Origin of the sequence: Streptomyces sp. SID4985, from assembly GCF_009863025.1 — a bacterium.
GTDB lineage: Bacteria > Actinomycetota > Actinomycetes > Streptomycetales > Streptomycetaceae > Streptomyces.
The window spans coordinates 1-11,699 of the sequence record NZ_WWIR01000626.1; the positions used below are offsets into that span (position 1 = coordinate 1).

Genomic DNA, 11,699 nt, shown 5'->3' on the forward strand with positions numbered 1-11,699 from the left:
GCGGCGACGGCGAGCTCGGCGCGCAGGCCCGCGTCGGGTCCGGTGAGCCGGGCGGCGAGGCGTTCGGTCACCTGGGCGCGGAAGTTGGCGCGCAGGACGTCGCCGTGGTCGCCGTGCAGCGGGGCGAAGACGATGCGCAGCAGCGGGTCGGTGCCGCGCTCGCGCTGGCTGCTCAGGACGTGCCGGACCATGTGCCGGCCGAGGGCGTCTAGGGGCGCGTCGAGCAGGTCGTCCGCGTCGGTGTCGAAGGACATCACGCGGGCGAAGAGGGCGTCCTTGTTGCCGAAGTACTTCACGACGAGCGGCGGGCTGACCCCGGCCCGCTCGGCGACGGCCTTCAGGGTGATGGCACCGTGCGGGTGCCGGGCCAGGAGGTGGCGGGCGGCCTTGAGGATGGCCGCCCTGGTCGCATCGGCGTCCCGGCGGGCGGTGCCCTGCGCGGGGGGCGGGGTGTCCGGGGTGCTCACGCGCCCTCCAGGGCACCGGCGCGGGTCTTCCGGACGAAGCCCCTGGCGCGCCGGGTACCCGAGTCGTCCCCCTCGCCCGAGGAGTCCCCGGGGATCGTGAGGGCGGCCGCGCAGGCGAACAGGGCGACGGCCCCGGCCATCCCGAAGGCCAGCAGATAGCCGTGCAGGGTGGGCACCGGGACACCGCCGACGAGGCTGGTGTGGTGGACGAGCACGGCGGCGACGGCGGCACTGGAGACGGCCTGGCCGATGGTCCGCATCAGCACGTTGACGCCGTTGGCGGAGGCGGTCGCGGCGGGCGGTACGGCGCGCAGGATCAGGGTGGGCAGCGCGGAGTACGCGAGGGTGGTGCCGGTGGCGACCACGGTCGCGCCGAGGATGATCATCCACAGGTCCCGGCTGTCCGCGATGCGCAGCGCGTAGCCGCAGGCGATGACGGCGGCGCCGAGCGCGAGCGTGATGCGCGGGCCGCGCCGGGCCGAGATACGGGCCGACAGCGGCGAGAACAGCAGCATCGTGACGCCGCCGGGCAGCAGGCACAGACCGGTGGCGACGATGGACAGGCCGAGGCCGTACCCGCTGGCCTTGGGCGCCTGCACGAGCTGGGCGGTGACGAGGGAGTTGGCGTAGAAGGCGAACCCGGTGAGCAGCGCCGCGATGTGCGACAGGCCCACCCGGGGCCGGGTCACCAGGCGCAGGTCGACCAGCGGACGCGGGGCCCGCAGTTGCTGGCGCCACCACAGGACGAGCACGACCGCCGCGACCACGAAGAGGCCGAGGACCCGCGGGCTGCCCCAGCCCCACTGGCCGCCCTGCGAGACACCGAGCAGCAGACAGACCAGGGCGACGGCGAGACCGAGCGCGCCGACGACGTCGAAGCGGCCGGGCTCCCGTACCGGCGACTCCTTGACCGCCCACCAGGTGGCCGCGACGCCGAGCGCGCCGAGGGCACTGGTCAGCCAGAACATGGTGTGCCAGTCGGCGTACTGCACGACCAGCGCGGCCAGCGGCAGCCCGAGGGCGGCGCCGATGCCGACGGTGGAGCTCATGAACGCGACGGCCGAGCCGCGCCGCTCGGGCGGGAGTTCATCGCGCAGGATGCTGATCGACAGCGGCACGACGGAGGCGGCGGCGCCCTGGAGCGCGCGAGCCGCGATCAGCACGGCGATGTCCGAGGACAGCGCGCAGAGCACCGAGCCGACGGTCATCAGGAGCAGCGCGGAGGTGAGCACCCGGCGCTTGCCGTACATGTCACCGGCGCGGCCGAGCACGGGGGTGAGCACGGCGCCGGAGAGCAGGGTCGCGGTGACCATCCAGGAGACGGCGGCCGGGGACGACCCGGTGAGCCGGGGCAGGTCGGGCAGGAGCGGTACGACCACGGTCTGCATGACGGCCATGAGGATGCCGCCCGACGCCAGCACGGGGATGGTGAGGCGCTCCCGGAGCCGGGGCGGCGCCGCGCGGCCGCCGGACGGCTCGGGTATGGGGGCGGACGGCTCCATGGGCGCTCCTGCGGAATGTGCGTGACTGGTGAATGACTATTCACCCTATCCAGTGAATGGCCTTTCACCAACATTTACCCGTGCGCCCGAGCGGTGCTGGGGCTACTGGTCACGGTGGTGCGGGGAGCGGGCGTGCAGCGCGCGGGCCACCCGGGGGCCGAGGCCGCGCTTGAGCCTGCGCAGCGGCTCCAGGCGCCCGGCCGCGCGGTCGAGGCCGTAGTAGAGCTGCGGCGGGACGTACGGCAGCAGCGGGGAGTGGCGCTGGCCGAGCAGGGCGAACATGCGGTGCGGGGGGAGGTCGATGTAGCGGGGCAGGTTCTCGTACCAGCGGGCGCTGTAGCGGGCGGCGCTCTGCGCGGACAGCAGGTCGGCGCGGCGCCGGGTCTCGTACGCGGTCAGTGCCTCCGGCAGCGCGGCATGGTCGCGCAGGGCGGCGGCCAGGCACAGGGCGTCCTCCAGGGCGAGGGTGGTGCCCGCGCCGATGGAGTAGTGGGTGGTGTGGGCGGCGTCGCCGAGCAGGACGAGGTTGCCGTGGTGCCAGGTGCGGTTGGTGAGGGTGCGGAAGGTGGGCCAGGGGGCGGCGGCGCCCGCCTGCGGCTGGGCGAGGAGGGGATGGCCGTCCAGGACGGGGGCGAAGTGCTTCTCCAGCAGGGCGAGTTGCTCGCCCTCGTCGGCGCGGTCCAGGCCGAGACCGGTGTACGTCTCCGGGGAGCATTCGACGACACATGTGCTGTGGATGTCGTCGTAGGGGTAGCCGTAGGCCCAGATCCAGCCGTGCGCGGTCTCGGCGAAGGCGAAGGTGAAGGCGTCGAAGACCTTGGTCGTACCGAGCCAGAGGTAGTGGTTGCGGCCGTGGGTGGCGTGGGTGCCGAAGGCGTCGGCGTGCCGGGTGCGCAGGGTGCTGCCGATGCCGTCGGCGGCCACCACCAGGTCGGCGCCGTCGGGGAGTTCGGTGATCCCGCTCTCGAACTCCAGCCGTACGCCCAGGATTCGGGCGCGTTCGGCAAGCAGTTCGAGGAGGCGGTGGCGGCCGATGCCGAAGCCCCGGTCGCCGGGTTGCCGGGTGCTCAAGTCCCGTACGTGGGCGACGCCTTCGTCCCAGTGGACCGAGTTCTCCTCGATGGCGTGCGCCGACTCGGGGTCATGGGAGCGGAGCCGGTCCAGCAGTCCCTGCCAGTAGGTGACGCCCCAGCCGTAGGTGGAACCCTCGGGGGCGCGTTCGTGGACGGTGACGTCGTGGGCGGGGCTCTGCCGCTTGAGCAGGATGGCGAGGTACAGGCCCGCGGGCCCGCCTCCGACGCAGACGACCTTCACGCGCACACCTCTGGGAGTCACCGGACGTAGTCGATCGGCCTCGCAGGGTAGCAGCGAAACGGCATGCCTCATGCCCGGTGGCGGGCACCGGGCGGTCGGCGGCGGTGGCCGGTCAGTCGGTGCCGGTCAGTCGGTGGCGGTCCGGCACTCCGGGTGGCCCCAGCCCGCCGCGTTCTTGGCGATGGGCTCACCGGCCGCGTAGGAACGCCCGCACTGGCAGCGGCCGGGGAACTTGGCCTTGATGGTGCGCGCGGAGGCGCCGCCGCCGGTACGGCGCTGCGGTGCCTTGCGGCGGGCGGCGGCCGGGGCGGGGGTGTCGGGCGAGGGCGGCGGCTCCGGGGAGCCGAGCGCGCTGCCGGCTGCCTCCTGCACCACGGCGGCCTGGCTGGCGGCGCGGTCGGCGAAGTCGTTGAGCGGGTCGCCGTCGACCTGGTGGGCGGGGACGTAGCGGAACTCGACCGAGCGGCCGTCGAGGAGTTCGTCGATGCGGACGACCAGTTCCTGGTTGGCGACGGGCTTTCCGGCGGAGGTCTTCCAGCCGTTGCGCTTCCAGCCGGGCAGCCAGGTGGTGACGGCCTTCATCGCGTACTGGGAGTCCATGCGGATCTCCAGCGGCACATCCGGCGCGACGGCCGTCAACAGCCGCTCCAGGGCGGTGAGTTCGGCGACGTTGTTGGTGGTACGGCCGAGCGCCCCGGATTCCCAGCGGGCCGGGGTCCGCTCGTCGTCGCCGGAGACCACCCATGCCCATCCGGCCGGTCCGGGGTTTCCCTTCGAAGCCCCGTCGCACGCGGCCACCACACGTTCACGCATGTGCACGATCATGCCATGGCCGCGGCGAGGCGTGGAGCCGTCCCCGGTCGAGCGCCCCTCAGGCGTCCTTCAGTTCGGGCATCTCGCCCTCGGTGGTGGTGACGTCGATCACCGAGAAGTTGGCGCCCTGCGGGTCGGTGAGGGCGGCGAACCGGCCGAACGGGCTGGTCATCGGGCCGAAGCGGAGCACGGCACCGAGGTCGGTGGCGCGGGCCACGGCCGCGTCGCAGTCGTCGACGGTGAAGTACACGTTGATGTACGAGGGGACCTCGGGCGGGAAGTCCTCGGTCATCCGCATCCGGCCGAGGACGGGGTCGGCGCCGAGGTCGAAGACGCGGAAGTCGACCGCGTCGTCCTCCATGTCCTTCGCGCGATAGGGGAAGACCGCGGAGAAGAAGGTGTCGGACTTCTCGGGCTCGCGGGTGAAGACCTCGGACCAGCAGTAGGCGCCGGGGGTCGCAACGGCCTCGAAGCCCTCGTGGACGCCGCCCTGCCAGACGCCGAACACGGCGCCGCTGGGCTCGCGGGCGAGCACCATCGTGCCGAAGTCACCGACCTGCATGGGCGGCATCAGCACCTCTCCGCCGTTCTCCCGGATCTTCTCGGCGGTCGCGGCCGCGTCCGGGGAGGCGAAGTAGAGGCACCACTGCGACTGGCCCTCCTGACCGGGCATCGGAGGGACGACGGCGGCGACGGCCTTGCCGTCCGCGTACGCCTGCGTGTAATTGCCGTACTGCGACGACGAGTCGCCGAAGGTCCAGCCGAGGACGTCGCCGTAGAACCGCTTGGCGCCCTCCAGGTCGGTGAACATCGCGTCGGCCCAACAGGGCGTTCCTTCGGGTTGTACGGCCATGGTCGGGCCCTCTCGTTTCAGGCGGTTCGTCCCGGGACGTCACGCTAGCCGCGCACGGGTCGGCACGCGCGCCGAATTCGTTCGACACGGGGGACGTGCGACCCCTTGGATGGGCGCCGATGAGTACTCCGAGGATGCGCGCGGACGAGATCGACATCGACGCCCCGCTGGTACGGCGGCTCGTGGCCGGGCGGTTCCCGCAGTGGGCGGGGCTGCCGGTCCGGCGGCTGGAGTCGTCCGGCACCGAGAACGCGATGTTCCGGCTGGGCCCGGAGCTGGTCGTACGGCTCCCCCGGCATCCCGGCGCGGTGGCCGACGTGGCGCACGAGCGGCGCTGGCTGCCCAGGCTCGGCCCCCTGCTGACGGTGTCCGCGCCGGATCCCGTGGGCCTCGGGGAGCCCGGCGAGCACTTCCCCTGGCCCTGGTCGGTCTACCGCTGGCTGGAGGGCGGCAACCCGTTCGCGGGCGCCGTCGAACGGCCCGAGCCGCTGGCCCGTGACCTGGGCCGGTTCGTGACCGCGCTGCGCCGGGCCGGGACGGCGGGCGCGCCGCCGGGATACCGGGGCGGCCCGTTGGCGGACCAGGACGCGGAGACCCGCTCGGCGCTGACCGAGCTGACCGGGCGGATCGACACGGAGGCGGCGGCCGCGCTCTGGGAGCGGGCACTGAAGTCACCCGCCCACGCGGGCCCGCCGGTCTGGGCGCACGGCGACCTCTCCCCCGGCAACGTCCTGGTGTCCGGCGGACGGCTCGGCGCGGTCATCGACTTCGGCTGCGCGGGGGTGGGCGACCCGGCCGTGGACCTGATCGTGGCGTGGAATCTGCTGCCCGCCCCGGCCCGCGAGACCTTCCGCGAGGCGGTGGACGCCGACGACGCCGAGTGGGCCCGTGGACGCGGCTGGGCCCTGTCCATCGCCCTGGTCCAGCTGCCGTACTACTGGCACACCAACCCGGTGCTGGCGGCGAACGCCCGCCACACGGTCACCGAGATCCTGCGGGAGGGGTGACGGCGCGGCGCCTCGGAGCAGGCGCCGCGTGGCGTCGGGTCAGAGCAGCCGCAGGGCCGCTTCCACGCTGTCGTCGGCGTGGGAGTTGAACGCGAGGGCGGCCTGGGGCGCGTGCAGGCGGATCAGGTTCACGATCCGCTCGAAGAGCGGCAACAGCGCCTCCGTCTTGCGGATTCCGCCGCCGACGACGACCACGTCCCAGGGGCGCGTGTTCAGTGCCTCCGTGATCGCCTCCTCGGCCGTCTCGTCGAAGACGACCAGTGCCATGAGCGCGTCGATGCCGTGCTCGGCGAACCGGTTCATCTCCTTCTCGAACACCATGCGCAGGGCCGCGGCGTCGGCACCGGGAATCGCCTGCGGGTCGTAACCGATGACCAGTACGGAAGGCATGCCGCCACGCTACCAGCGCGCCCCGCCCGCCCGCCGGACGATGCGTCAGTCGCCCGCGTACGCCTGCTCCAGCGCGGCGAGGTCCAGCTTGCCCATGGTCATCATGGCGCGCATGGCACGGTCGGCCTTCGCCGGGTCGGGGTCCTTGATCATCTCCAGCTGCCGCTCGGGGACGACCTGCCAGGAGACGCCGAACCTGTCCTTGAGCCAGCCGCACGGACCGGGCTCGCCGCCGTCCTCGGTCAGCCGGTCCCAGTAGTGGTCGACCTCCTTCTGGTCGGCGCAGAGGATCTGGAACGAGATCGCCTCGTTGAACCGGAACTGGGGGCCCGCGTTGAGGGCGACGAACCGCTGGCCGTTGGCGGTGAACTCCACGGTCAGCACGGTTCCGGCCTCTCCCGGGCCCGCCTCGCCGTGGCGGAGGACGTCGCCGATGCCGGAGTCCTTGAACACGGAGACGTAGAAGTGCGCGGCCTCCTCCGCCTGTCCGTCGAACCAGAGGCATGTGACAAATCCGTCGGTGGTCATGTACGCCTCCCGGGCGTGATGAGTGGTGCGTGGTGGTGTCGCGGTCGTGGATGTGGACCGGTGCGGGCGCCGGAACTCATCGGTGGAGGGGGGGAACGGGCAGGGACAGCGGGCAGGGCAGGGGCGGTTTCAGGCCATCGCGAGGTCGGTCGGCAGTCGTCACGGTAGGCCGCGCGAGGGCTGCCGGCCGACCGACACGCGGTCCGGAAAGCCGCTCCCACCTGCCGATTTCCTTCCCGTCGCGACACGATCCCGCCACAAGACTCACGAGACCCCTCACGCACCGAACATTTCTTTCACGCCACTGCCTCGAACCGCCCGCATGTGGTGCGTGACCCTGGGTACCCGCCCCGTGAGGAAGAGGAAACAGGAATAGGGCGCGGATTTCCGGGAAGCCGGGGACCACGCAGCGTCTGCGGCCGAGCGCGACACCCCGGCCGCGGAGGTTGACACCGAAACCGTGACTCACGTGGGAGAGGTAATGGACACCGCCGCCGGCATCCGGTCGCACGCCGTGGTCGTCGAGAAGACCGCACAGGACACGACGGTCGAGGAGAGCCTTCCGGGAATCGCGGACCCCACGTCCGTGGCTCCCCGGGACGCGCGGGCCCTTTCCCGCCAGTTCTTCCGCCGACTGGCGGAGCTGGAGGAGGGCACCCACGAATACCAGTACGCGCGCAACACCCTGATCGAGATGAACATGTCGCTGGTGCGCTTCGCTGCCGGGCGGTTCCGGGGCCGGGGCGACGACATGGAGGACATCGTCCAGACCGGCATGATCGGCCTGATCAAGGCGATCGACCGGTTCGAGGTGTCGCGCGAGGTCGAGTTCACCTCCTTCGCCCTGCCGTACATCGTGGGCGAGATCAAGCGCTTCTTCCGGGACACCACCTGGGCGGTGCACGTCCCGCGTCGGCTCCAGGAACTGCGCGTGGAGCTGGCCAAGGCCCGCGAGGAGCTGTCCAGCAGGCTCGACCGCGACCCGACCGTCGCCGAGCTGGCCACGCTGATGAACATCACCGAGGCCGAGGTCGTCGAGGGCCAGGTCGCCGCGAACGGCTACAACTCCTCGTCCCTGGACGCCGCGCTCACCGGTGACGGCCCGGAGGACGGCGAGGCCGTGCTCGCGGACTTCATCGGCGTGGAGGAGGAGGGGCTGCGGCTGGTCGAGGACTTCCACGCCCTCGCCCCGCTGATGGCCGACCTGAGCGAGCGCGACCGCACGATCATCCACATGCGGTTCGTGGAGGAGGCCACCCAGGCGGAGATCGGTCAGCAGCTCGGCTGCTCCCAGATGCACGTCTCCCGTCTGATCAAGCGCATCATCACGCGGCTGCGTCAGGGGATGCTCGGCGAACTCGGCTGCGCCTGAGTACACGGCGACGGGCCCGGTCGTGCTGACACCGGGCCCGTTCTGCTGCGGGGACGGCGTTCCGAGCGAGTGCCGGGGCGTCCGGAGAACCCGAAGAACAGGCGCGGCATCCCGCGAAAAAAGCGCCTGCGCGCTCAGGACTCCAGCTCGACCCGCGCGCGGACCCGCTTGCCGACGGGCACGCGGTCCACGGTGATCTCGGCGGCGAGCGCGCTCACGATCTCCAGCCCGTGCCGACCGATCCGCTGGGGGTCCCGGGGGAAGGCCCGGGGAAGGACGACGCTGCTGTCGTACACCGCGACGGCGACCGTGCTGTCCGTGCCCTCCAGCTCCAGGATGTACGGGCCGTCGCTGTGCCGGTCGGCGTTGGTGACCAGCTCGCTCACGACGAGCAGCACCTCGCCCGCGGCCCGGCTGTCGACCACGGCGCACCACTCGTTGCGCAGTTGTTCCAGGAACTGGGCGGCGAAGGCCCGTGCCGCGGCGATGCATCCGGGTTCGCCGGTGTAGTGCGCCGCGCGTCGCAGCGGCTCCACGGGTACGTCGAAACCAGTCGGTATCACTGCCCCGCCCAGTTGTTCCGTCATGCCTGTCTCTCTCGAAGGGCCGGCCGGCCTGTCGCCTGTTGCTCCTGTGCTCGTACCCCGAGCCGCGCCGGGCAGTCCACCGAGTCCGTTCGCCTCCGGCGCACAGCCGTCCGAGAGGGGGGACGGGCGGAAGGCGGCGTTCACGGGCGGCGCCTCGGACGCCGGGTCATGGCCAGAATTCCACTGGTACGCGCGGGACGGCAGGGGCGTACGACCGCGTGCGTGGGGCGCGTTGCGGGGCGCACTCCGGAAACCGGCCACGGCGGTGGACCGTACGCCGGACGCATCGTGGACCGCACTCCGGACGCATCGGGGACGACACGTGTCAGGCGACGGGGACGACCGGCACCACGAAGGCGGGCACGGTGCGCTGCATACGCAGGGCGTCGACCGACTCGGCGAGGAGTTCGTACTCCGTGGTGTCGTCGCTGGCGGCGATGCGCACCAGGCGGCCGCCCGCCAGCTCCTCCGCGACCTGCTCCTGCCGGATGTCGTCGGCGCACCAGGCGCGGAGCAGGGTGGGCACGTCGGCCACCGTGCCCGCCACGGGCACCAGCGCGCCCGGCGGGAACACCGTGTTCTCCGGGAGCGGGTCGAGCCGCTCGGCCATCCACGAGGCGCGGTCCCGCAGCCACCACAGGGCGAGTGCGAGTGTGGGCGCACGGTAGGTGCCGAGCGGTACGCCCACGCGCTGTCCGCCGCACACCCCGTACGCGGTGACATGGCACAGGAATTCGTCGTGCACGCTCACTCCCCCGTTGCCTGGCCGATAGGGCGGTCGGACCCTCGCTTTCCGGTGCGGCTCATGTGCGGTGAGAAGTGCCCCTGGTATTTCGAGTATCGCCACGGGGGAAACGCTGTCACCACGTCTTTCCGGCCAGTCTCTTGGCATATGCGAAGCGGGGTCCTGTCCGAAAACACCAGGCAAGCCATGGCCATGCGTTAGTCGTTGCGTGATCAACCGGTCCGTTTTACGGGTGACCCGAAAAGCGGAGACCATGTGAATATCGGGGAAGCGGCGTGAATACGGGGGTGGTCATGTGAATGCGGATTCCCGCCCGCGCGGGTGATCCGCCCGGCCGCAATCCTCCCCCCGCGGCGAATCCACCCATCGGATGAACGTGCCCGCGCGGCCGCATGTCCGGTGCCCGCCGGACGCAGTGTGTGGGTGCCGTCCCGACGACCGGGACGCCATCGAAGGAAAGGTCACGCACGTCATGCGCACTGAGGCCATCGACCGGGTCGCCCTCGTCTTCTCGCTCTTCGACGCCAACGGCAACGGCCATCTGGACCCGGAGGACTTCGAGCTGATGACCGCCCGGGTGATCGCGGCGGCCGAGGGGGCGGACCCGGCGGCACGGGAGCGGATCGCGGCCGCGTTCCGGCGGTACTGGGAGACGCTGTCGGCCGAGCTGGACGCCGATCGGGACGGAAAGATCACGCCGGACGAATTCCAGGCGTGCGTCCTCGCCCCGGAGCGATTCGCCCCCACCGTGAGGGAGTTCGCGGAGAGTCTGGCGGCCCTCGGCGACCCGGACGGCGACGGTTTGATCGAACGCCCCCTGTTCCTCACGCTGATGGACGCCATCGGTTTCCGGCGCGCCCACGTCGAGGCCCTCTTCGACGCCTTCGGGCCGGACTCCTCGGACCGGATCACGGTCGAGAAGTGGATCGGCGGAATCGAGGACTTCTACGCGCCGGACAAGGCGGGAATCCCCGGTGACCGGCTGGTGGGGGCGGGCGGCTGAATCCGAGAACCCGTACGGAAATGGAGAGTTGAGGAAGAGAGAAGAGAGGAGCTGCCGGGTGACGGTCGTCGGACTGGCGGTGGGCCGGGGCACGGGCGCCGAGATCGCCGCCGTCTTCGAACGGGTACTGGCACACATCGCGGGGGCGCACGGCGTCCCGGTGACGGTGGCGCGCTCGGGGCGTGTCTATGACTCGTACGTGTCGCTGCGCGGCGCGGGCATCGAGCGCACCGCCGCGCTCACCGCCGAGGACGCGGCTCATTACGAGCGATTCTGCGGGGAGTTGGCGGCCCGGGGAGCAACCGCCGTGTTCCGTACGGCGATCAACGCGCAGTCGCTGTATCTGGTACGGCAGCGGCTGCGCGCGGTGAAGGTGGACGCGCTGGGCGGCCCGCCGGACGGTTCGGCGCCGGAGCTGCTGCTCGTCCGGGACCAGGCGCAGGGCTTCTACACCGGGGACAACACCCACTCCCCCGGCCGGGTGGTCCGGACGATGGAGTTCAGCGAGGAGATCACCGGCGAGGTGCTCGACTGCGCGCTGCGCCGGGCACGGCGGCTGTGGCCCGAGGGCGGGGCCCGGCAGGTGGTGATGGCGTACAAGTTCCATCTGCTGGACGGGGCGTTGGACCACTGGGTGCGGCGGGCGGCGGACCGGCACGGGGTGGAGATCCGGCTGTGCCAGCCGGACACCGTGAACCGCGATCTGATCACGCACGGGCTGCCGCCCCGCACGTTGATCGTCGCGGGCAACGAGTGGGGCGACGTCATGCACGTGATGCTGCTCGACCGGTTCGGCGGCGAGCGGCAGGAGACCCGCTGCTCGGAGAACGTCCATCTGCGCCCGGACGTGGCCGACTTGGTGGAGTACCAGACGGTGCACGGTTCGGCGGACGACCTGGAGGGCCGGGACGCGGTGAACCCGGTCGCGGCGATCCGGGCGGCGGCCGCCGTCGCCGAGCACCACGCGGGCTGTCCGGGCGCGGTGGCCGCCGTGGAGGCGGCGCTCGCGGAGCTGACGCGGCAGGGGGTGTGCACCGCGGACCTGGGCGGGGAGGGGACGACCAGTCAGGTGGTGGCCGCCCTGCTGACGGCGCTGAGCCCGGGGCCCGCGAGGGGTT

General features: G+C 72.0%; 13 protein-coding genes. 4 read left to right on the forward strand and 9 right to left on the reverse strand.

What is annotated here, in order from left to right; translation table 11 throughout:
* The 5 genes from GTW40_RS26605 to GTW40_RS26625 form a co-directional block, all read right to left on the reverse strand.
* The coding region (locus GTW40_RS26605; RefSeq protein WP_161182704.1) for a TetR/AcrR family transcriptional regulator at positions 1–467 on the reverse strand (467 nt) is incomplete at its 3' end.
* Positions 464–1,969 (reverse strand): MFS transporter, encoded by a 1,506-nt coding sequence (locus tag GTW40_RS26610; protein ID WP_161182705.1) that lies wholly within the window; start codon positions 1,967–1,969, stop codon positions 464–466. The genes GTW40_RS26605 and GTW40_RS26610, both read right to left, overlap by 4 nt.
* A 102-nt stretch (positions 1,970–2,071) precedes the next feature.
* Positions 2,072–3,289, reverse strand: a complete 1,218-nt coding sequence (locus GTW40_RS26615) for an FAD-dependent monooxygenase (RefSeq protein ID WP_161182715.1) — start codon at positions 3,287–3,289, stop codon at positions 2,072–2,074.
* Positions 3,290–3,409: 120 nt separating this feature from the next.
* Positions 3,410–4,108 (reverse strand): ribonuclease H, encoded by a 699-nt coding sequence (locus GTW40_RS26620; RefSeq protein ID WP_161182706.1) that lies wholly within the window; start codon positions 4,106–4,108, stop codon positions 3,410–3,412.
* A 46-nt stretch (positions 4,109–4,154) separates the two neighbouring features.
* Positions 4,155–4,949 (reverse strand): VOC family protein, encoded by a 795-nt coding sequence (locus GTW40_RS26625; protein ID WP_161182707.1) that lies wholly within the window; start codon positions 4,947–4,949, stop codon positions 4,155–4,157.
* 119 nt (positions 4,950–5,068) lie between these two features.
* Between GTW40_RS26625 and GTW40_RS26630 the strand changes: the two genes are divergently transcribed.
* Complete coding sequence (locus GTW40_RS26630) at positions 5,069–5,956, forward strand: aminoglycoside phosphotransferase family protein (protein WP_202486464.1); 888 nt, start codon at positions 5,069–5,071, stop codon at positions 5,954–5,956.
* 39 nt (positions 5,957–5,995) lie between these two features.
* Here GTW40_RS26630 and GTW40_RS26635 read toward each other — a convergent pair whose 3' ends face one another.
* Together GTW40_RS26635 and GTW40_RS26640 are read right to left on the reverse strand one after the other, a co-directional pair.
* Entirely contained in the window at positions 5,996–6,346 is a 351-nt protein-coding gene (locus GTW40_RS26635) for a hypothetical protein (RefSeq protein WP_161182708.1), read from the reverse strand.
* Positions 6,347–6,391: 45 nt separating this feature from the next.
* Positions 6,392–6,874: a VOC family protein gene (locus GTW40_RS26640; protein ID WP_161182709.1), complete on the reverse strand. Its 483-nt coding sequence runs from the start codon at positions 6,872–6,874 to the stop codon at positions 6,392–6,394.
* 481 nt (positions 6,875–7,355) lie between these two features.
* On the opposite strand from GTW40_RS26640, the gene GTW40_RS26645 reads away from it, so the two are divergent.
* Entirely contained in the window at positions 7,356–8,246 is an 891-nt protein-coding gene (locus tag GTW40_RS26645; RefSeq protein WP_161182710.1) for an RNA polymerase sigma factor SigF, read from the forward strand.
* Positions 8,247–8,380: 134 nt separating this feature from the next.
* On the opposite strand, the gene GTW40_RS26650 is transcribed toward GTW40_RS26645, so the two are convergent.
* On the reverse strand, positions 8,381–8,833 hold the full coding sequence (locus GTW40_RS26650; protein ID WP_161182711.1) for an ATP-binding protein: 453 nt from the start codon (positions 8,831–8,833) through the stop codon (positions 8,381–8,383).
* Between the two features lie 325 nt (positions 8,834–9,158).
* A complete protein-coding gene (locus GTW40_RS26655; protein ID WP_161182712.1) occupies positions 9,159–9,578 on the reverse strand; it encodes a hypothetical protein in 420 nt (139 codons plus the stop codon).
* Positions 9,579–10,050: 472 nt separating this feature from the next.
* Between GTW40_RS26655 and GTW40_RS26660 the strand changes: the two genes are divergently transcribed.
* Both GTW40_RS26660 and GTW40_RS26665 read left to right on the forward strand, forming a co-directional pair.
* Entirely contained in the window at positions 10,051–10,581 is a 531-nt protein-coding gene (locus tag GTW40_RS26660) for an EF-hand domain-containing protein (RefSeq protein ID WP_161182713.1), read from the forward strand.
* A gap of 58 nt (positions 10,582–10,639) precedes the next feature.
* Positions 10,640–11,699 (forward strand): isocitrate/isopropylmalate family dehydrogenase (locus GTW40_RS26665; protein ID WP_161182714.1); only part of this gene is annotated, 1,060 nt, incomplete at its 3' end.